General features: G+C 28.9%; 25 protein-coding genes and 1 CRISPR repeat array. Of the genes, 19 read left to right on the top strand and 6 right to left on the bottom strand.

The window, feature by feature from the left end; all coding sequences use genetic code 11:
• Nucleotides 1-16: 16 nt before the first annotated feature.
• Entirely contained in the window at nucleotides 17-241 is a 225-nt protein-coding gene (locus METOK_RS07615; protein ID WP_013867643.1) for a FeoA family protein, read from the bottom strand.
• Nucleotides 242-322: 81 nt separating this feature from the next.
• On the bottom strand, nucleotides 323-559 hold the full coding sequence (locus METOK_RS07610; RefSeq protein WP_013867642.1) for a FeoA family protein: 237 nt from the start codon (nucleotides 557-559) through the stop codon (nucleotides 323-325).
• 237 nt (nucleotides 560-796) lie between these two features.
• On the opposite strand from METOK_RS07610, the gene METOK_RS07605 reads away from it, so the two are divergent.
• The 11 genes from METOK_RS07605 (at nucleotide 797) to METOK_RS07560 (ending at nucleotide 9759) form a co-directional block, all read left to right on the top strand.
• Entirely contained in the window at nucleotides 797-1189 is a 393-nt protein-coding gene (locus tag METOK_RS07605) for a metal-dependent transcriptional regulator (RefSeq protein WP_013867641.1), read from the top strand.
• A 181-nt stretch (nucleotides 1190-1370) separates the two neighbouring features.
• Nucleotides 1371-2045: an METTL5 family protein gene (locus tag METOK_RS07600; protein ID WP_048058106.1), complete on the top strand. Its 675-nt coding sequence runs from the start codon at nucleotides 1371-1373 to the stop codon at nucleotides 2043-2045.
• 224 nt (nucleotides 2046-2269) lie between these two features.
• Nucleotides 2270-3088: a 2-amino-3,7-dideoxy-D-threo-hept-6-ulosonate synthase gene (locus tag METOK_RS07595; RefSeq protein WP_013867639.1), complete on the top strand. Its 819-nt coding sequence runs from the start codon at nucleotides 2270-2272 to the stop codon at nucleotides 3086-3088.
• 106 nt (nucleotides 3089-3194) lie between these two features.
• A complete protein-coding gene (gene tpiA, locus METOK_RS07590) occupies nucleotides 3195-3860 on the top strand; it encodes a triose-phosphate isomerase (RefSeq protein ID WP_048057956.1) in 666 nt (221 codons plus the stop codon).
• 112 nt (nucleotides 3861-3972) lie between these two features.
• Complete coding sequence (locus METOK_RS07585; protein ID WP_013867637.1) at nucleotides 3973-4257, top strand: hypothetical protein; 285 nt, start codon at nucleotides 3973-3975, stop codon at nucleotides 4255-4257.
• A gap of 214 nt (nucleotides 4258-4471) precedes the next feature.
• The gene (locus tag METOK_RS07580) at nucleotides 4472-4999 is read left to right on the top strand and encodes a type II toxin-antitoxin system VapC family toxin (protein ID WP_013867636.1); all 528 of its coding nucleotides are present in this window, start codon (nucleotides 4472-4474) and stop codon (nucleotides 4997-4999) included.
• A 73-nt stretch (nucleotides 5000-5072) separates the two neighbouring features.
• The gene (locus tag METOK_RS07575) at nucleotides 5073-6434 is read left to right on the top strand and encodes a radical SAM protein (RefSeq protein WP_013867635.1); all 1362 of its coding nucleotides are present in this window, start codon (nucleotides 5073-5075) and stop codon (nucleotides 6432-6434) included.
• A 104-nt stretch (nucleotides 6435-6538) separates the two neighbouring features.
• Nucleotides 6539-7885, top strand: a complete 1347-nt coding sequence (gene purB / locus METOK_RS07570; protein ID WP_013867634.1) for an adenylosuccinate lyase — start codon at nucleotides 6539-6541, stop codon at nucleotides 7883-7885.
• Between the two features lie 95 nt (nucleotides 7886-7980).
• A complete protein-coding gene (locus tag METOK_RS08530) occupies nucleotides 7981-8148 on the top strand; it encodes a Trm112 family protein (protein WP_013867633.1) in 168 nt (55 codons plus the stop codon).
• 56 nt (nucleotides 8149-8204) lie between these two features.
• Nucleotides 8205-8720 carry an RNA 2',3'-cyclic phosphodiesterase gene (thpR, locus tag METOK_RS07565; protein ID WP_013867632.1) on the top strand — a complete coding sequence of 172 codons (516 nt, stop codon included), beginning with the start codon at nucleotides 8205-8207 and terminating at the stop codon, nucleotides 8718-8720.
• 40 nt (nucleotides 8721-8760) lie between these two features.
• Nucleotides 8761-9759 carry a hypothetical protein gene (locus METOK_RS07560; protein WP_013867631.1) on the top strand — a complete coding sequence of 333 codons (999 nt, stop codon included), beginning with the start codon at nucleotides 8761-8763 and terminating at the stop codon, nucleotides 9757-9759.
• Nucleotides 9760-9781: 22 nt separating this feature from the next.
• A CRISPR array of direct repeats spans nucleotides 9782-11698; the repeat unit is 30 nt; unit sequence ATTTCCATCCATCAATGGTCTGATTTTAAC.
• A gap of 396 nt (nucleotides 11699-12094) precedes the next feature.
• Here METOK_RS07560 and METOK_RS07555 read toward each other — a convergent pair.
• From METOK_RS07555 to METOK_RS07545, 3 genes are all read right to left on the bottom strand, one after another.
• Nucleotides 12095-12736, bottom strand: a complete 642-nt coding sequence (locus tag METOK_RS07555; RefSeq protein WP_048057955.1) for a cobalt-precorrin-8 methylmutase — start codon at nucleotides 12734-12736, stop codon at nucleotides 12095-12097.
• Between the two features lie 154 nt (nucleotides 12737-12890).
• Nucleotides 12891-13157 carry a DUF2097 domain-containing protein gene (locus METOK_RS07550; RefSeq protein ID WP_013867629.1) on the bottom strand — a complete coding sequence of 89 codons (267 nt, stop codon included), beginning with the start codon at nucleotides 13155-13157 and terminating at the stop codon, nucleotides 12891-12893.
• 121 nt (nucleotides 13158-13278) lie between these two features.
• Nucleotides 13279-14100, bottom strand: a complete 822-nt coding sequence (locus tag METOK_RS07545; RefSeq protein WP_013867628.1) for a DUF63 family protein — start codon at nucleotides 14098-14100, stop codon at nucleotides 13279-13281.
• Nucleotides 14101-14324: 224 nt separating this feature from the next.
• On the opposite strand from METOK_RS07545, the gene METOK_RS07540 reads away from it, so the two are divergent.
• From METOK_RS07540 to hypA, 8 genes are all read left to right on the top strand, one after another.
• Nucleotides 14325-14684 (top strand): DUF190 domain-containing protein, encoded by a 360-nt coding sequence (locus tag METOK_RS07540; RefSeq protein WP_013867627.1) that lies wholly within the window; start codon nucleotides 14325-14327, stop codon nucleotides 14682-14684.
• Nucleotides 14685-14780: 96 nt separating this feature from the next.
• Nucleotides 14781-15851 carry a DNA double-strand break repair nuclease NurA gene (locus tag METOK_RS07535; RefSeq protein ID WP_048057953.1) on the top strand — a complete coding sequence of 357 codons (1071 nt, stop codon included), beginning with the start codon at nucleotides 14781-14783 and terminating at the stop codon, nucleotides 15849-15851.
• A gap of 147 nt (nucleotides 15852-15998) precedes the next feature.
• Nucleotides 15999-16721, top strand: a complete 723-nt coding sequence (locus METOK_RS07530; RefSeq protein ID WP_013867625.1) for a helix-turn-helix domain-containing protein — start codon at nucleotides 15999-16001, stop codon at nucleotides 16719-16721.
• Between the two features lie 127 nt (nucleotides 16722-16848).
• Nucleotides 16849-17895 (top strand): hydroxymethylglutaryl-CoA synthase, encoded by a 1047-nt coding sequence (locus tag METOK_RS07525; protein ID WP_013867624.1) that lies wholly within the window; start codon nucleotides 16849-16851, stop codon nucleotides 17893-17895.
• Nucleotides 17896-18040: 145 nt separating this feature from the next.
• The gene (locus tag METOK_RS07520) at nucleotides 18041-19225 is read left to right on the top strand and encodes a thiolase domain-containing protein (RefSeq protein WP_013867623.1); all 1185 of its coding nucleotides are present in this window, start codon (nucleotides 18041-18043) and stop codon (nucleotides 19223-19225) included.
• A 218-nt stretch (nucleotides 19226-19443) separates the two neighbouring features.
• On the top strand, nucleotides 19444-19617 hold the full coding sequence (locus METOK_RS08525; RefSeq protein ID WP_013867622.1) for a CooT family nickel-binding protein: 174 nt from the start codon (nucleotides 19444-19446) through the stop codon (nucleotides 19615-19617).
• 12 nt (nucleotides 19618-19629) lie between these two features.
• Nucleotides 19630-20025: a Zn-ribbon domain-containing OB-fold protein gene (locus METOK_RS07515; protein WP_013867621.1), complete on the top strand. Its 396-nt coding sequence runs from the start codon at nucleotides 19630-19632 to the stop codon at nucleotides 20023-20025.
• 115 nt (nucleotides 20026-20140) lie between these two features.
• Nucleotides 20141-20539: a hydrogenase maturation nickel metallochaperone HypA gene (gene hypA, locus METOK_RS07510; RefSeq protein WP_048057952.1), complete on the top strand. Its 399-nt coding sequence runs from the start codon at nucleotides 20141-20143 to the stop codon at nucleotides 20537-20539.
• Nucleotides 20540-20665: 126 nt separating this feature from the next.
• On the opposite strand, the gene METOK_RS07505 is transcribed toward hypA, so the two are convergent.
• Nucleotides 20666-21949 carry an MBL fold metallo-hydrolase gene (locus tag METOK_RS07505; protein WP_013867619.1) on the bottom strand — a complete coding sequence of 428 codons (1284 nt, stop codon included), beginning with the start codon at nucleotides 21947-21949 and terminating at the stop codon, nucleotides 20666-20668.
• Nucleotides 21950-21990 lie beyond the last annotated feature (41 nt).

Below are 21990 nucleotides of genomic sequence, written 5' to 3'. Positions count from 1 at the left end.
TATGATTTTTATTAGTTTATTCGCCATTCACCAAGATTTTCATTGCAAGACCTCTTCCAAGGGCAATATTAGAACCTTTAATAGAAACTACCAATGGACCAGTATTTTGATTTCTGACAACAATAGCCTCACTTCCAATATTCAACCCCATATCTGTTAATTTTCCAACAACCCCATGTCCTCCGTCTATTTCTCTTACTATTACTTTCTCTCCTTCTCTTGCAAATGCAATAGGATACATATATTCACCTTTTATTTTTTTATTATTTTTATTTTAATTAAATTATTTAATTTAGCTTAAAATTTTGTGAATAATTTTAATTTAAGCTATAATTTCTACCTCAATATTTTCAGCTTCTTTTAACCTAAGGGATATATTATAACCTCTAACTTCCACTTCAACAGGGTCTTTTAATGGGGCTTTTTTGATAACATGTATGTTCGTTCCAATAGTAAAACCCATTTCTAAAAGTCTCTTTTTTAAATCTATATCTCCATCAATTTTTTTAATTTTTACAGTAGTTCCGGGATTTACTTCACTCAATTTCAATTTTTTCACCGCTTTTTGTTTTTTATTTATTTCTTTATCTTATTTGTTTTATTTATTTTATTTTTGTTTTTTAGTTTATTTTTTTATTTCTTTATTTAATAGTATTTAAGTAAGCTGATTTATTTTCAGTTAAATTAAATAATTTTATTATATATAAATTTTTCGGTTTTTGCACAATAGTGGCATTAACATATAAATAAAATAAATATATTATATTAAATTAAAAAAATTATTTCTGGTGAAATTATGGTTTCCTCAAACATTGAAGATTATTTAGAACAAATTTATTTATTTATCCAAAAAAATAAAAGACCTATAAAAACCACCGAGCTCGCAAAGATATTAAATGTCAATCCATCTGCAATAACCAGTATGGCTAAAAAATTACATTCAGAAGGTTATGTAATTTATGAACCTTATGTTGGTATTTTATTGACTAAAAAAGGAGAAGATGTCGCTAAAAAAACTATAAGAAAACATAGGATTATTGAAACATTTCTAAAAGATTATCTTGGCGTGGATAAAAACATAGCATCAGAGGAAGCTTGTAAAATGGAACACACAGTTTCAGAAGACACCATAGACAAACTATATAATTTCATGAATAAATTAAGAAAAGAAAAGGAAGAGCAAAACTAAAAAATAAAATATAACGAATAAATATAAAATAAAACTAAAAAATAAAAATACTCTATTAAACTAATAAAAAATAAAAATAAAAATAACAGAATAGAAAAAGAAGAGAAACTAAGAAGAAAATAAAAAAGATAAGAAAAAGATAAGAAAAAGCATGCCTATGCAATATCGTGAAAATATGAATATAAAAAAGAGACATCTGGAAATAATATTAGATAATTTAAAACCTCATCCAAACCCAAAATCCCATTTAGAACAATATACAATAGGAGGTAATCTTGCCAGTGAAATACTGTTCTTTGCAAAAGAGGATATTTTAAACAATTTTGTGATAGATTTAGGATGTGGAACTGGAAAATTGGCTGTTGGGGCAAAAATACTTGGGGCTAAAAAGGTTTTAGGGGTTGATATTGACAGAGAAACGGTGAAATTTGCAGAAAAAAATGTAAAGGAAATTACTTATAGTGATATATTTAATAAACTCAATTTAAATATAGATTTGGATGATTTTATCGATAATACCATATTTTTACAGGAAGATGTTAAAAATATTGATAAAAGCCTTATAAATAAATATAAACCAGACGAAAGATCGAAAAACATAATTATTCAAAACCCTCCATTTGGTTCCCAAAAAAAATATGCCGATAGGATATTTCTAAATAAGGCTTTGGAAATAGGAGATATAGTATATACAATACATAATACATCAACAAGGGAATTTATAATAAATTATATAAAAGAAAAAGAAAGAATAATCACAAATATATTTCAGGCAAAATTTAGAATACCTCAAATATATAGCTTCCATAAAAAGAAGTATATGATGATTCCCGTCGATATATACAGAATTGAATAAAAATTAATAAATTAATAAAATGTTATAAATATTTATATATCATAAAATTAACCATATTATAAAAATAATGTTGAATAATATTAATATAAATAAATAAAAATATATAATATAACGGATATTAGTCTAAAAATAAAAATATAAAATGATATAATAAAAATAATAGGAATCTAATAAAAATGTAATAAGTATATAATGAATATATAAAGAATATTTAAGGTGAGCTCATGAAAGTATTTGAAAATATCAAAAATGTTGGTAAAGTTATCAGATTAGAGAGAGTATTCAATAAAAAATCTGAAAAAACCGTTATTATTCCTATGGACCATGGTGTATCATCAGGACCTTTGGAAGGTTTGAAGGATATGAAAAAAGCCATTAACTCAGTAGCAGATGGCGGAGCAAATGCCGTATTAGTCCATAAAGGAATTGTTAGGCATGGACATAGGGGATACGGAAAAGATATAGGTCTGATAATTCATCTTTCTGCTGGGACTTCATTATCTCCTGACCCAAATGAAAAGGTTATCGTTACATCAGTTGAGGAAGCTATGAGAATGGGGGCAGATGCTGTTTCAATCCATGTAAATGTTGGGGCAGATACGGATTGTGAAATGTATAAAGATTTGGGAAAAATAGCAGAAGTTTGTGAATACTGGGGAATGCCATTAATAGCTATGATGTACCCAAGAGGCAAAAAAATATCCAATGAAAGAGACCCAGAAGTTGTAGCACATGCTGCAAGACTTGGTGCTGAGCTCGGAGCAGATATTATAAAAACAAGTTATACAGGAGACATAGACTCATTTAGGGAGGTTGTGAGAGGTTGTCCAGCTCCAGTTGTAATAGCAGGAGGTCCTAAAACAAATACTGATAAGGAGTTCTTACAAATGGTTAAAGACGCCATAGAAGCAGGTGCAGCAGGAGTTGCAGCAGGAAGAAATGTATTCCAACATAGAGATGTTTCAGGCATGACAAAGGCTATATCTATGGTTGTTCATGAAAATGTTGATGTTGATGAAGCTTTAAAAGTAATTAAAAAGTAAAAAAAGATATAAAATATAATAAATAAATCAATAAATTAAAGGAATATATAAATAAAAATATAAAAATAATAAAAATAAAATATAAAAGAAATAAAATGGTGGTATTATTAAACCTATCATTATAATAAACTACAAGACTTATGCAGAGAGTGTAGGAGAAAAAGGGTTAAAAATAGCAAAAGCTGCTGAAAAGGTTTCAGAAGAAAGCGGAATATCAATAGGAGTATGTCCGCAGTTCTTAGATTTAAGAATGATATCTGAAAATGTAAATATTCCTGTTTATGCTCAGCACTTTGATGCAGTTTCTCCTGGAAGTCATACTGGTCATGTTCTTGCAGAAACATTAAAAGATTGTGGATTAAATGGTAGTTTATTAAATCATTCTGAAAAAAGAATGATTTTGGCAGATTTGGAAAAATCCATAGAAATAGCAAAAAACTACAATCTTGAAACAATCGTATGCACAAATAATATAGGTGTTTCCAAGGCTGTGGCAGCATTAAATCCAAATATGATAGCAATAGAGCCACCAGAATTAATAGGAACAGGTATTCCTGTGTCAAAGGCAAATCCAGAAGTTGTAGAAGGGACAGTTAAAGAAGTTAGGGGCATTAACAAGGATGTAAAAATATTATGTGGTGCTGGAATCTCAAAAGGAGAAGATGTATCATCGGCACTTGAATTAGGAGCATGTGGTGTTTTATTAGCCTCTGGTGTTGTAAAATCCAAGGATGTTGAAGGTTCCATACAGGAGCTCATAAAACATATCTAAATGATTAATCTATTTTTAAATTATTTTAAATTATATATTTTTATATTTCATTAAATTTTTTATAAAAACCTATAAATATTAAAGAGCATATATATTATTCTTTGGTGATATTATGATGAAAGAAAATGATATTAAACAACTAATCGATGCATTAAGTAATAAGGAATTGATAATAAGGATTGATTTGGATAAAAATATCAAAATATCAAAGTTTAAAATAGGCTCTCTTGAACTAAATGGGGAATTGGGGATAAGTTTTAGAGATATTAACGAAGAATCAAAAGAAGAAGAAATTAAAGAAATTGGAAAGAACGAATTGGAAGAGGGGGTAAAAATAGATAATGAAAATAAAAAAGAAGAATCTGAGGAAGAAAAAAGTAGTATTAAAGTAGAATAATTAATTATTTATTAAAATATTATTTATTTTTATAAAATTATTATTATATTCATAAAAGACATTACTATCCAAAACCTACACGATGTAATAAATGTTAATGGTTTATTTTATTTCCTTCTACTTTTAATATGGTTATAATAATTTTCATAATACTTACAGGATTATTGCTATTTTTAAATAATTTAGATAATTTTACTAATTTTAAGGTGATATTATGATAAAAATACTTGATGCATCTTCATTTATACATGGATATAATCCCACAGTTGAAGAAGGGGAACATTACACCACTTATGGTATCATTGAAGAAGTTAAAACAAAAAAAGATGTTGTCGAGCTCGCCATTGAGTATGGAAAGTTAAAGGTCAGGGAACCTCAAACTAAAACTGTTGAAAAGGTTAAAAAGATGTCCATAGTAACGGGGGATACATTATCTAAAAATGACATTGATATTCTTGCCCTTGCGGTGGATTTAAATGGTATATTATATACAGATGACTACGGACTCCAAAATGTAGCAGAGCGATTAAATGTAAATGTAAAATGTATAGTGTCCGAAGGAATAAAAGAAAGATTTGTATGGAAACTTGTATGCAAAGGATGCAAAAAGATGTATAATATAGATTACTTTGATGATGTGTGTGAAATATGTGGAAGTCCCTTAGAAAGAAAAATGATTAAATATAAAAAAGGAAGTAAAAATGTAAAAATAAATAAATCTAAAAAACATAAAAATAAATAAAAAAATAAAAAATAAAATCTATCCTAATTTTTTAACATAATTAAACCTATTTATATATAACATTGGTGTATGTATGAACCTTAACGGCGTAAATAATTTTATAACTATAAATTTTAACAAATTTAAAATGATTACAGATGTGGAATTAACTAAAAATGGAAGAAATAAAAATCAGTTAATTATTGAAATAAATAAAAATTACGAAACATCCATTATTTTGGATTATGATGCCAGATTGGAAGATGGTATTCTTTTTTTAGTAGATAACAATCTTAAAAAAATAAATAAAAATAGACTTAACTCTATTGAATCAGGTATCTTAAATCTAATATCGATAAATATATCTCAAAATTTGATAAATAAAATAACCAAAAGAAAAACATATTATATAAGTCCTCCAATTCCTTTGATAGGTCATACAGCATTTGGACTTATTGATAGGGGAACAAATATAATACAGGTAAGAGGGTTAAGTGGATGCAATATAAACTGTCCATTCTGTTCTGTTGATGAGGGACAATATTCAAAAACAAGAAAAAATGATTATTATGTTGATTTGGATTATTTAGTGGATGAATATAAAAAAATAGTTGAATTTAAAGGCAATAAACATTTAGAAGCTCATTTGGATGGTCAAGGAGAACCATCTTTATATTATCCACTGCCTGATTTAGTTCAGAAATTGAACGAAATTAATAGCAAAGGAAATGGTATTGTAACTATGCAATCAAATGGGACTAAACTATCTTATAAATTAATAGATGAATTAGAGGAAGCAGGACTACATAGAATAAACCTCTCTATAAACGCCTTAAATGAGAAAATGAGCAGAATTTTATCTGGCAGTAGGGATTATAATATCAATCACATATTGGATATTGCCGAGTATATAAAAAATTCAAAAATCCATCTCTTAATAGCACCTCTTCTTTTGCCCAATATCAACGATGAGGAATTTAAAAAGGTAATAGATTACGCCGTTCAATTGGAGAGAAAAAATCCACAGAATATAATAAATCCTATCACCAATAAAAAAAATCCAATTATCGGAGCTCAGCTATGTCTCACATATCAGTTTGGTAGAAGAATTAAAAAGATGAAGGTATGGAACTTTAAAAAATTCTATGAGTTATTGAAGCATTATGAAAATGAGTATAAAAAGAACGGCATTGATGTTCAATTGGATACACCATTATCTAAGGCTTTTGGAAATCATCGAAGAAAAAAACTTTTTAGTCCCTTTAAATTAAATGAAATTGTTAAGGCAGAGGTTGTTTTAGATGGAAGAGTAAATAATGAAGTAATTGGAGTTGCAAAAGATAGGGTTATCCAGATAATAAATGTTAATAAAAATTATGAAAAAATTGTTGGAAAAATCGTTAAAGTTAGAATATTAAGAACAAAAGACAATATATTTGTAGGAGCTCTGGTGTAAAAGTTTATATCTTTAACCGATATAATAACATGAGCGGAAGAAAATAATATATAATAATAATTTAAAAAAGGAAACAGTATAAATTAACTTTTGGAGGTTATAAAATGGCAGTGCATCCAATTGATTTTAGATATGGTTCAAAAGAAATGAAGGAAGTTTGGGAAGAAGAAACAAAACTTCAAAAAATGCTCGAAGTTGAGGCAGCTATTGCAAGAGCTCAGGGTGAGCTCGGTATAATTCCAATGGAAGCAGCGGAAGAAATAAACAGAAAGGCATCAACAAAATATGTGAAACTTGAAAGAGCAAAGGAAATTGAAAGAGAAACAAGACACGACATTGTGGCAATGGTAAAGGCTTTTGCAGAGGTATGCGAAGGAAATGCAGGTGAGTATATACATTTTGGTGCAACATCCAACGATATTGTTGATACATCCCAATCACTACAATTTAAAGATGCTATATTCATACTATTGGACAAATTAAAAACATTGAGAGATGAATTAACTAAAAAGGCTGAGGAACACAAATACACAGTATGTATTGGAAGAACCCATGGACAGCATGCTATTCCAACAACATACGGCATGAAGTTTGCACTTTGGGCTTCTGAAATTCAAAGACATATAGATAGATTAAAAACATGCAAAGAAAGGTTATGCGTTTCAATGATTACAGGAGCAGTAGGAACAATGGCAGCTCTTGGAAAGGACGGTATGAAAATCCACAAAAGAGTTGGGGAGATACTTGGATTAAACCCAGTTTTAATATCAAATCAAGTTATCCAAAGGGATAGACATGCTGAATTTATGGCTACCCTTGCTTTAATTGCCCAAACGCTTAACAAAATAGGTATTACAGTAAGAAGTATGCAAAGAACAGAAATAAAAGAACTTGAAGAAGAATTCGATGCATCAAAACAAACTGGTTCATCCACAATGCCACATAAAAGAAACCCCATCACATTTGAGCAGATTTGCGGGCTTTCCAGAGTAATCAAAACAAATGCTCTTGCTGAATTTGACAATATTCCATTATGGGAAGAGAGGGATTTAACAAACTCATCACCAGAAAGATGTTTATTCCCCGAGTCATGCGTTTTATTAGACCATATATTAAACCTTGCAATCAAAGGTATGAGAAAATTGACTGTAAATATTGAAAATGTAAATAGAAATCTTGAACTAACAAAAGGTCTTATAATGGCGGAAAGAGTAATGATTACCCTTGCTAAAAAAGGCATGGGAAGACAGACTGCTCATGAAGTTGTAAGAAAATGTGCAATGAAGGCTCATGACGAAAATAGACATTTAAAAGAAGTTTTAAGTAAAGATGAAAATGTGATGAAATATTTAACTGAGGAGGAGCTCGACGAATTATTTGACTATAAAACATATATTGGTCTTGCTCCTGAGATTGTTGATGAGGTAATTAACACATTAAAAAATAAATAATTATATATAAATAATTATATATAAATAATTAGATATACAGGAGTATAATACATAGAATGATATAAAATTATTAAAATTATAATTAAAATGATACTATGGGCTGGATAAAAAGATACTTACATATCCTCCAATGCCCTTTTTGCAGGGGGGATTTAGAATTGATAGAAGAGAATGGAAATAAAAAATTAATTTGTAGAAGATGTAAAAAAACCTTTAAAATAGTGGATAACATACCAATATTATTAAAAGATGAAAATGAGTGAAATAAGTAATAATAAAAAGTAATAAAGTAAAAAATAATAAAATAATAAGTGAAATTATGAGATGCTTTTTAGCAATTGAATTAAATGAAGATATTAAAGAAAAACTTAAAGAACTATCATCTCATTTTAAAATTAACGGCATTAAATTGGTTAAAATGGATAATCTTCACATAACTGTTAAATTTTTGGGAGATATTGACGAAGAAATGATTGAGAAAATAAAAAATTTAGATTTATCCATTAAACCTGTTAAAAGTGATATAAAACATATTGGCGTTTTTCCAAATGAAAATTACATAAGGGTAATATGGGTAGGAGTTACTAATTTAATACCTATATTCAAAAAAATTGATGAAAAACTTTCAGAATTGGGATTTAAAAAAGAAAAGGACTATATCCCACATATAACTATTGGAAGGGTCAAATTTATCAAGGATAAAAAATTACTAAAAAATAAAATTGATAAGTATAAACATACGGAGCTCGGCACTATTGAGGTTAAAAATATCGTTTTGATGAAAAGTGAATTAACAAGAGAAGGTCCAATTTATGAAGTAATTAAAAAATGGTAAAAAGCATAAATTTATAAAACTTTACTAATAATATATTTTTATGAAAGAATTTATCGTATCCTTATTTTATCTCACCTATATGTTTTTAAAGTATTCCATACCTGGATTACTTATAGGTATGTTTATAGCAGAAACATTGGTAGCATTGAATGTAATTACTAAACTGTCTTTTATCGGCACTATATTTACTAAAATTGCAAATCTTCCAGAAGAATGTGGATTAGCCTTAACCTTGGCATTTATTGACCCAAGAGCTGCGAATGTAATGCTTATAGATTTTTATAAAAATAATCAAATATCTAAGAAGGAGCTCTATATATCATCTTTAATGGATTCTTTTCCTGCAATATTGAAACATTGGGATTCTCTTGTTCCAACATTATTTGCCACTATGGGTATGTTGGGGATTGTTTATTTTTTTATATTGGTGTTAATAGGGTTAATTACAACAGTTATATTTGCCATAATTGGAAAATTAACAATAAAAAAGGATATAAATGATGATAAAAATAAAAATAAAGATGATAATAATATTAATGACATTAAAAATAATAATGTTGAAAAAAACATATCTATAAAAGAGATAAATAATTATAAAAACCTATTTAAAACAGTTATCTACAAAACCATAAAAATATCCCTCCCTATAATAAAAACTATATTCATAGCATCGTTTATAACATCTTTTTTGATTAAAATAGGAATTTTTGATTATATTACAGAATATATAAAAACTCATATATCGTTTTTACCATTCTCCACTGAGGAATTAACCATATCTATAACAGCCATGATAAACAGTATAGCGGCATATACTATGGCAGGTTCATTGGTGGATAGTCATGCCATAAATAATATACAAGCTATAAGAGCTCTGCTATTTGGCTCTGTTCTATCGAGTATAACCATAATTAGATATTTTATACCTTATTATGTTGGATTATATGGGGTTAAGGATGGTATAAGTCTCATGACGATATCTACATTAACAAGGGTAGTAATATCCATATTCTTTATAGCAATTATAAGTGTTCTTTAAATATTTAATTATAAATTAAAAAGTTTCCATCCATCAATGGTCTGATTTTAACCTATAATTTGCTTTTCTTTTTTCTTTTTCATATATCTATTTCCATCCATCAATGGTCTGATTTTAACTATTTCAGACATTGAATATTATTACATAATAGATTTAATTTCCATCCATCAATGGTCTGATTTTAACTCTTTTAAATATCCTTTATAAAATGCATTTGTAAGAACATCCTCATTTCCATCCATCAATGGTCTGATTTTAACTATTAATTGGAATTTAGATAATGAAGGTGAAATTATATTTCCATCCATCAATGGTCTGATTTTAACGGAAACGCCAGAACCTATTGACGAAGACATTAAAGATTTCCATCCATCAATGGTCTGATTTTAACTTCAACCACAACCTAAAAGACCCGAAAAGATAGAATCTATTTCCATCCATCAATGGTCTGATTTTAACATAAAATTACATGTAGGTGCGGTATGCACTGTTTAGATTTCCATCCATCAATGGTCTGATTTTAACGATGAAGTGGCACAATATATTATTAATAAAATAGAAGATTTCCATCCATCAATGGTCTGATTTTAACGCAGCTTTGAGGAATGATATGATAAAAGATTTATGCGTATTTCCATCCATCAATGGTCTGATTTTAACTATCTAACACCTTTCATTCCTGCCTTTCCAATCTATTTCCATCCATCAATGGTCTGATTTTAACGATTACTATTATGATGCATCACAAAAAGAGGCTTAATTTCCATCCATCAATGGTCTGATTTTAACACAATGTCATTTATAAGTTCCAAGTCACTTAATATTTCAATTTCCATCCATCAATGGTCTGATTTTAACATGAAGCTCTATTTACAGACTGTTTATTTTTCATCTATTGAAATTTCCATCCATCAATGGTCTGATTTTAACTAAATTTGCCTTTGAATGATGTATATAGTCATTCAAATTTCCATCCATCAATGGTCTGATTTTAACACGCAGGAAGAATTAATTAATTTAGATGATGAATATAATAAATTTCCATCCATCAATGGTCTGATTTTAACATGATAATATATATTATGAAATCTCAACACTATCGGAGCTCCATTTCCATCCATCAATGGTCTGATTTTAACGGAACACTTTAATTCTTGGAACATCACTATTTAATGATTTCCATCCATCAATGGTCTGATTTTAACATTATGAATAGTATGCGAAATATGAGAAATTGTATTAATTTCCATCCATCAATGGTCTGATTTTAACGTTAAAATTATTTCGATGACACCAGAACGAGCTTTATTTCCATCCATCAATGGTCTGATTTTAACATTATGAATAGTATGCGAAATATGAGAAATTGTATTAATTTCCATCCATCAATGGTCTGATTTTAACGTTAAAATTATTTCGATGACACCAGAACGAGCTTTATTTCCATCCATCAATGGTCTGATTTTAACATTATGAATAGTATGCGAAATATGAGAAATTGTATTAATTTCCATCCATCAATGGTCTGATTTTAACGTTAAAATTATTTCGATGACACCAGAACGAGCTTTATTTCCATCCATCAATGGTCTGATTTTAACCAATATATAAGTGCAGATATTTTTTCAATGATTGCAATTTCCATCCATCAATGGTCTGATTTTAACTGATACTACACTTAATACTATAACTCAAAAATCACTATATAAATAATTTCCATCCATCAATGGTCTGATTTTAACTTTTACAATTATTCTTACAAAAATGTTGCAATATTTGATTTCCATCCATCAATGGTCTGATTTTAACCAGGGGCAATCCCTAATTACTTATAAAGGTGAAAAAAATTTCCATCCATCAATGGTCTGATTTTAACTCAAATTGAGGTTTTTTATTATACCAAAATTAAATTTCCATCCATCAATGGTCTGATTTTAACAGTTCAAAAATTTTCTTATTTTATGTAAAATACCTTTGCATTACCCCTATATAAACCTTGCATCTCGAATCACATTGATTTTTGTTATTTATATAGTTTTAAGGGTGATTTACGACGGATAATTTAAAGGTATTTAGGAATATAAAAGATATTAAATTGATATTTTTTTAAAATCTAAAAAATTTACAAGGAAGGATTAAAAATAACACAATATATAAAAAATCTCTTAAAAATCTCTATAATTCTATTTATTTAAATATATTAATTATACTAAAAAATCCATCGATTTACGACGGATAGATTAAAGATATTTTAAAAAATAAAAATTAAATAATCAATATAATAAAAAAATAAGTAAAATTAGCAAGGATTTAAATTTAAATGTTATTATATAAATTATGCCCTTTTATTTTTACTTAATGCTATGATGCCATTAGCAATAGATACTGCAACGGGAGTCCCACCTTTTGGTCCTACTGTGGTTATGGATGGAACATCCGTATTTCTTAAAGCTTCTTTTGACTCACTAGCCTTTACAAAACCAACCGGAGCTCCGATAACAAGTTTTGGTTTTATGCCCTCTTCATTTATCAACCTAATTACTTCGAATAATGCAGTAGGTGCATTGCCTATTACTACAACCCCACCATCAATAAGCTTTTTTGCAATTCTCATGGATGCTATTGCCCTTGTAATCTGCTCTTCCTCAGCCATTTTGTAAGTCTCTTTATCATTAATAAAATTATATAAATTGTTATATCTAATACCTGCCTTAACCATGCCCACATCCACAACTACTGGTTTTTTGTTTTTAATAGCCTCTATTCCATTCTCTATCGGGTTATTTTTAAAAATTAATAGTTTTGCATATTCTTCATCAGCAGTAGCATGTACAACTCTTTCCATTATCGTTAATTCTTCACTGGAATAACTTTTTAACTTATCTTCCCCCAATACTTGTCTTATCTTATTTTTTACTATTGTTCTGGATTTTTCAGCAATATTAAGCCCTTCTTTTGTTGTAGCTCCCATAAACATAATATCATCTTTTATTATTGCAGTATTTTTAATTTTATTATTCAGTTATAAATCATCATTTTTCTTATAACACATTAATTTTTATCAATTTTATTTTATATTTTATTTTTATAACTTTAAATTATTTTTTATAATTATTACTAACATATATTTTTTACATTATTTTTAAGATTACTTTTTTATCTGGCGTAGTATGGACGAGCTCTATTAAATCATTAACAACACTTGATAGGTCAAATTCTACCATTCCCATTAATTCGTTATCGGAATCCAATCTAAAAAATGTATCCTCTTTACTAATAACTGTGCCTTCCATATGGCATCTTCCAAAATAAGCCTCCATATAATCCCCTTCATCAATATTATCTATATAATTATATAATTCATCCTCTTTATTAATAACCATTTCAACAACTTTCATAATATCCCTTTTCATTATTTATTATGTCTTATATCTTATAAATTTAAAATATTAAAATTATAACATTAAACTATTAATCAACTAAAATTAAATAACTAAATTAACTAACTAAATTAATAAATTAAACTCCCATAATAGTTCTAAACAAATCTCTAAGCCCCGGGGCAAGTCCCAAAGCCATTATGGTTATTTTTAATATATTTCTTAAATCCCTATTATTTATTTCTTTGTTTATGATATATAATACTGCTATAACAACAATTAATTTTAAAGGTATCATTATATATGGACCAAAAATACCCATAAAAAGTCTTGGGATAGGGTGCTGTTCCCAATACCCATACATGCCGATACCAACGGCTGTTGCTGAGGCATCTGTTAATTGCGATATTATTGCATATTTATCTACGGTGTCAAAATTCAATTTATTTTTCAAGATTTTTATTTTTTCAATAGGATATATTACAATGCCATATACAATAGCTACAATACCAAGCACATAAAATAATGCATTCATATGCACCATATTGTTTATAAATATACTTAATAAATAAACTGTTGGTATTAATGCCATTATTATTGCGGAAATATGATATTTATCTTTTTTGAATAGTATGCCTGAAATAATTATAGAGCTCATATAATACAGACCTACCAAAATCACAATGCCGGGAGTTACTGTATAATATGAATGAGGGATATATCCTGCATCAACCAGAGCTCTCATTAATGCTATTAATATAATATAAAAAATTGTAGTTAATGCAAACTTTTTATTTATTTTTATATTAAGCAATTTACAAACCTTGTAAAACAAATAAACCATTACAAACAATAATATTCCATAGGTAATTTCTTGAATGATATTGTATCCTGATTTCAGTTTGATTGGCTCGATATAATATTTATAAACAAACTCTGAAAATGTTTCTTTTATATCCATTAAACCACCAAAGTGTTATTAAGTATACATCATCCCAAAATATAACCGCTCATATAATTAGCATATAATAACATATAAATTATATAAAAATATGATTAAGAAAATAACATATAAAAAAGTAAAATATACTCAAAATAAATTAAAATAAATAATACTAAATAATAAAAAAATAACATAAATTATAGCAGAAATAAAATAAAATAATTAACATAATAGGTGGCACTATGAAAATACTAAATGCTAAAATGCTAAGGATATATTTAAAAGAGACTGATAAGTATAAAGGAATGCCATTATATCGGTATATATTAAAAATACTTAAAGAAAATGGTATTGCAGGAGCTACGATTTTGAGAGGTTTTTGTGGTTATGGTATAAGGGGCATATCTGAAATTGAAGTTTTAAGACTTTCCATGGATTTACCTGTAATAGTCGAATGTATAGAATATGAGGAAAAATTATTAAAAATATTGCCTATGTTGGTAGAAATAATAGGGGAAAACGGGTTAATAAGTATTATGGATACAAATATAGTAAAGAAAAAGGAAGAAGATGAAGATAACGATATAATGGATAAGGAATAAAAATAATAAGAGAAAAAATAAATAGGATATGATATATAAAAATAATAATAAAAATAAAATATTATTATCAAAAAGGAAATAAATTAGGTGTTTGATTTGGATTTTTCATATTTACTTAGCAAAAAAAATAAAATTCGTAAAAAAATAGAATCTATTGACAGAAAATTTGATAGTGGCAAATATTGGATACCACAAAACTTTGAAAATCCATCGGACTGTGTATTTGCTGGTGGAGATGGTAGTTTTAATAAATTAAATTATATCGATTATTGCCTGTATTCAATAGGCGCTGTTTCATATATAAATAAAGTCGGAGAAAAAATAGAAAAATCCATTTCATATTGGGACACGGATATAATCCTTCCATATAAGTATGTGCCAGATAGGCTTAGGCTTTATATGATGAATATGGAATTAAAAACTGCACTGTGGAATTTTATGAACAAGGATATTGACTATTATTTATTTGATGGCTCGATATACTCTCTTTTAATCCAAACTCACACCTACGGAACAGTGATTGAAAATAACAAAAATTCATCAGAATCATCTATTGTAGATTATTATAATGAATATTGTAATGAAATTAAAGATAGGATTTTTGAAAATATAGGGGAAAATAGGCTTATTCCAACAAATGATTTAAACTATAAAAGTAATGAAGAGAGAATACTATTTGAACAGCTTGAATACATAGTTCTTTTAACGGAGCTCCTACAAAATTATGATAAAAAAATAATAGGGGTATCAAAAACTTCAAAAATGAATTTATATTTTAAAGAGGCTAATATTCCAGACATAGCAATATTTTCAAAAATAAAAGGAACAGGTTATTCAAAACCATTAGATTTGTCTGATAAGAAAATAAAAGATATAAATAAGAATATTTACTATACTATAAATCATATAAAACATTTTGGATACGATATTGGTAAATTATACTATCAATTTGTAAGATTGGATGGGAGCTCAGGTATGTTGAATATTACTTCATTTTCAAAATTAAATAATGACTTCTTTTCAAATTTAAATGAAATATCTGTTGGCGGGTATCCATATATATTAAAAAAATCTCATGAAACTGTAAAGATAGGGGATAAAGATATGGAGCTCTGTGCTAAGTTGTTGGGAATATATTGTAAAACTGATAGAGATATAATACTTTAATAATATTTTATTTTTATTATTCTTTTTATTATTTTAGCTTTTATTATTTTATTTTTATTATTTTTTTATTTTTTATATCGACATATAACGAATAAAAGTTTGTTTTAAATCGAAACTTTTATATAATATATATTATAATTGGATTTTATGGAAAAGATAAAAGTGCATATTATTGGAGATATTGTATTATCCGATGACATCGGAAAGAGCATGAAAAAATGGAGAGAAATGTTCAATATTCCACAGATAGATGTTTCAAGATATTTAGGTTTGTCTCCATCAGTTGTAAGCGATTATGAAACTGGTAGAAGAAAAAATCCCGGCGTGAATATAGTAAAAAGATATGTTGATGCATTGGTTGAACTTGATAAAGAAAACGGAGGCCACACAATAAGGGCTCTTCAAAAGGTTTTAAATCCGCCGTCAATGAAAGCTATCCTTCAAATAAGGGAGTATACATCACCAATATCAATAAAAGAATTCTTGAATGTTATCGAAGGGGAGCTCGTATGTTGTGGAAATCGAAAATCAAATGATAAAGAGTTGGAAGGTATATTGAATAACCAAATATTCGGTCATACTGTTGTAGATAGCATAAAGGCAATATTGGAGATGGATGGGCAGGATTTTCTAAATCTATATGGATGGACTACGGAAAGGGCATTAATATTCACCAATGTTTCATCTGGAAGAAGTCCAATGGTTGCCATAAGGGTGAGCTCTATAAAACCGAGATTGGTTGTTCTTCAAGGTGTATCCAAGTTGGATAAATTGGCACTAAAAATAGCAGAAATTGAAGGAATACCACTTATTATAACAAAACTTGATATTAATGAATTGTTAAAGAGATTAAAAGGAATCCTGAATTAATATATATTCTTAAATTAATATAATATATATTTATTGTTTAATGTTGTTATTTTTGTTTTTCTATTTATGAAATTTTTAATTGTATATAACTAACAATAAATAATAAATTCATAAAAAAGGTGATTAAATGAAAGTTGGTATTGTGGGCTACGGTAGTTATATTCCTAAATACAGAATAAAAGTAGAGGAAATAGCAAGAGTTTGGGGAAAAAATCCCGAATCTATAAAGAATGGATTGGTAGTTAATGAAAAAAGCGTGCCATCACCAGATGAGGATACTGCAACAATATCTGTTGAAGCAGCCAGAAATGCCTTAAAAAGAGCAGATATTAATCCACAAGATATTGGGGCAGTTTATGTGGGTAGTGAAAGTCATCCGTATGCCGTAAATCCTACCGCTTCAACCGTAGCAGAGGCTATTGGTGCTACACCAGATTTAACAGCAGCAGATTTGGAATTTGCATGTAAGGCAGGAACTGCTGGAATCCAAATGTGCATGGGTCTTGTTGGTAGTAGTATTATAAAATACGGCATGGCAATTGGTGCAGATACTGCTCAGGGAGCTCCGGGTGATGCACTTGAATACACCGCAGCAGCAGGTGGGGCAGCATACATAATTGGAAACAATAAGGATGAATTAGTTGCAGAAATAAACAGCACATATTCCTTTACAACGGATACCCCAGACTTTTGGAGAAGAGAAGGGGAATCCTATCCAAGACACGGCGGAAGATTTACAGGAGAACCTGCATATTTCAAACATGTGTTAAGTGCTGCCAAAGGAATGATGGAAAGAATGGAAACCACTCCAAAAGACTATGATTACTGTGTGTTCCACCAACCAAATGGAAAATTTTACTTAAAAGCAGCAAAAGCATTAGGATTCACAAATGAACAATATAAATACGGACTTTTAACACCTTATTTGGGAAATACTTATTCAGGTGCTGTTCCACTTGGGCTTTCAAATGTTTTGGACCATGCAAAAGAAGGGGATAGGATTTTGGCGGTATCCTATGGAAGTGGTGCAGGTAGTGATGCCTTTGATATAACTGTAATGGATAGAATTGAGGAAGTTAAAGATAGAGCTCCAAAAACTATGAATTTATTAAATAGAAAAAAATATGTGGATTATGCAGTTTATCTAAAATATAGGGGCGGAATTAAGATATAAATGCAATAGAAATGATGGATAAAAACATTTGAAAAATTTTCCAAAATATGTTAAATTAAGTTAATACATTAAAGAAAGACCAACATATTGATGAACTTCATGAAATAATAATTAAACTTATAGAATTTTACGAAGAGGTGGAATAATGAGAGATGTTGCAATAATTGGATATGGACAGACTAAATTTGGTGAGCTCTGGGAATCATCATTTAGGGAAATAATTGTTGAAGCAGGAGTTAAAGCCATAAATGATGCAAATATTGACGGTGATGACATAGACGCCATGTATGTTGGAAACATGAGCGGAGGTATTTTTGTAGGTCAAGAACATATTGCATCACTTATAGCGGATTATGCAGGATTAAATCCAATTCCATGCACAAGGGTAGAAGCGGCGTGTGCCTCTGGAAGCTTGGCTCTTAGAAGTGCCTATTTATCTGTTGCAAGTGGATGTCACGATGTTGTTTTAGCAGGTGGTGTAGAAAAAATGACCGATGTAGCAGATGCCACAGCAGCAATAGCCACAGCAGCAGACCAGGAGTGGGAATCATTCTTCGGAGCAACATTTCCATCACTCTATGCCATGATGGCAAAAAGATACATGTATGAATATGGACTTACACTTGAACAGCTATCAAAATGGAGTGTAATAGCCCATGACAATGGTTCAAAAAACCCCTATGCTCAGTTTAGATTTAAAACTACCCTTGAACAGGTTATGAATGCTTCACCAGTTGCAGAACCATTAACACTTATGCACTGCTCCCCTGTTTCTGACGGAGCTGCGGCACTTATTATATGCGATGCCGATAAGGCAGAAGAATTTGCACCAAAAGACGAGATAATATATATACGAGCATCTACTCAGGCATCTGACACAATAGCCCTTCATGGAAGAAAAGATATGACTTCACTCAATGCTGCAAGAGTTGCATCTGAAAAAGCATATAAATTGGCAGGAGCTCATGCCGATAAAATGGATGTTGCAGAAGTTCATGACTGCTTCGCAATTAATGGTTTAATACTATTGGAGGATTTGGGATTCTGCAAAAAAGGAGAAGCTGGAAAAATCGTTGGAGACGAAGAAAAGACAAGAATAGACTATGATGATTTTGTTAGTGTTAATCCGAGTGGTGGATTAAAAGCAGCAGGGCATGCTCTCGGTGCCACAGGTATAAGACAGGCTGGGGAAATATATTGGCAATTAAAACAGGACAAAAACTGTAAAGGTAGGCAGGCTCCAATTAAAAATGGATATGGTATAACGGCAAATGTCGGGGGAAGCGGTGGAACTGTATGCGTTCATATTCTCTCAGATAAAAGGAAATAAAAATTATAAAAAAATAAATTATAGTTAAAAATAAAATAAAAGAATATTATAAAAAACGAAATAGAATATAATAAACCTAACTAAGGTAATCATGATTAGGGGATGGGATTAAAATCCAATTTCTTCAATAATATAATGATAGAGCTCATAACATTCATGCTATTTAATAAATCAAAGAAATAATGATATACTCAAAATTTTTAATATAAGGTGAAATAATGTGTAATTTTAGCCTCTATGTAAATGATAAATTTATTATGGAGGATATTATGCTTGTTGAGAAAAAAGATAATAAGATAATAGCAGTTGATTTATTTGGGGAAGTAAAGGAGCTCAGTGGAGAAATAATAAAGATTGATTTAAATGAAAATAAAATAGTAATAAAAAATTAAATGGTGATATATATGGTGGTAAGAACATGGAGACATATCAATGAAAGATATAACCTTATTGGAACAAGATGCAAAACCTGTGGAACAGTTTATTTTCCTTCAAGAAATGTATGTCCAAAATGTAGGAGAAAGGGAGAGCTCGAACCATATGAGCTCAGTGGAAAAGGAAAAATATATACATATTCTATAATACACACACCACCAAAAGATTTTGAAAAAATGGCACCCTATGTAATAGCAGTAATTGAATTGGATGAAGGTCCAAAATTAACTGCACAGGTTGATTGTGATATCGACAAAGTCCATATTGGCATGCCTGTGAAAGTAGCTTTTAGAAGAATAAAAGAAGATGGTAAGGATGGAGTCATTAGCTATGGATATAAATTTATACCTGCTGATGAATTATAATTATAAATACATAAATCGATATACTATATCTTAATAAGTTTATGTTAAATTTTATCTTATTTTTATTTTTAATTTTTATTAATTGATGTTGATATTATATAATAAAGGTGTAATAATGCATGAATTATCCTATGCAACATCCATATTAAATACAATTTTATATTCAGTAGATAATCAAGAATTGAAAGATAAAAATATTAAAAAAGTTTCTAAAATAAACTTAGAAATTGGAGAATTAACCTTTATAAACTTTGAGCAGTTAAAATTTGCATTTGAGGTAATTTCAGAGGACACGATATGTAAAGGTGCAGAAATGGAAGTAGAATACATAAAACCACATATTGTATGTAAAAATTGCGGGTATGAAGGAGAGTTGGAAGCAAAAGATGAATTTGATGTTACATGTCCTAAATGTGGAAGTTATTCTTTAAAAATAAAAGGAGGAAAGGAATTTAATATAAAAAACATAGTTGTAGAATTTGATGATGACGAAAATAAAGATAAAAATGGATAATAAAAATAACAATGAGGACAATAGAAATGAATAATGAAATAAAATATAGATGAATATAATAAGATAATAAACAAGATAATAAGATAAAGTAATAAAGAATAAAATAATAAATAATAATTAAGAATATTATATATCTATTCTATCGCATAATTTAGGCGTATATGTTTTAAATCCTTCTTCAATAGCCCATTCTTTGAATACATTTATTGCCTCTTCTTCTCCATGTTGTATTATTAAAATCTCAGGATTTGCCTTTTTTACAACTGTTCTTAGTTCATCCATTCCAGCATGTGCTGAAAATTCATAAAATGATATTTCAAATTTTGGTTCTACCATCATCTCTCCAATTGGGAGTTTTCCAGTTTCAAGAAGTATTCTTCCAGCTGTGTTTTTTACCTGATAACCTGTGAATATAAGGGAGCTCTTAGGGTCATTCCAGAAATTGCTTATATATTTTATTACAGGTCCTCCATTGAGCATTCCAGCAGTGCTGACTATAATACCACCATTTTCTTTTAAATCCTTAATTACATAATGTCTTTCTTCATTCTCCACAGTATAGGTATTTGAAAATGCCCGTTTAAGTTTTTTATGATTTCTAAGGTATTTGGGGTGCTGTCCTAACATTATCTTTGTTATTTTTACACCTAATCCATCAAAATATATAGGAACATCTAAATCTAAATCATTTAACATTAAAATTACTTCCTGACTCCTATCAACTGCAAATACTGGAATTATAGCTGTTCCTCCTCTTTCCACAGTTTCTTTTACTTTATTTAGAAATTCTTTTTCAAGCTGTTTTCTATTTGGATGAAGCCTATTTCCATAGGTGGATTCAATAATCAGAATATCTATATCGTTATCACAATAGCTTAAATCCGCTCCTTTTGTGAGCCTTGTTTTTGAAAGTTTGATATCTCCTGTATATACTATTTTTTTGCCGTTATTATAATTTAAGTAAATTGAGGCACTTCCTGGAATATGTCCCGCATCATAATAGATATATTCAAAATCCCTAATATTATAAATTTCTCCATATTTTACATATTTATGATGATGTAATATATTGTTTATATCTCCCTTATTAAATGGTAGCTCTCTGTTTTCCTCTATGCCTATCTTTAATGAATCCCTTAGGAGCTCCTTTGTTATAGCCTTTGTCATTGAAGTTGTATATACGGGACAGTGCATATGTAAATGGGATAATATGGGTAAAGAACCTGTATGGTCGAGATGAGCATGGGATACAAAAACAGCATCAGGATGTATTTTATCAAATACAGGATATTCTGGATTATCCTCGGATAATTTTACACCACAATCGAGAAATATATTACTTTTATCACTTCTAACTTCTATGCAACTCCTTCCTACCTCCATAGCTCCCCCTCTAAATAGAATATCCATAAAACCACCTCTTATCTTTCATTATGTTAATTATCTACTTA

Source organism: Methanothermococcus okinawensis IH1, assembly GCF_000179575.2.
In the GTDB taxonomy this organism is placed as follows: domain Archaea; phylum AGJL01; class Methanococci; order Methanococcales; family Methanococcaceae; genus Methanofervidicoccus; species Methanofervidicoccus okinawensis.
This window is presented reverse-complemented; position numbering and strand designations above follow the sequence as displayed.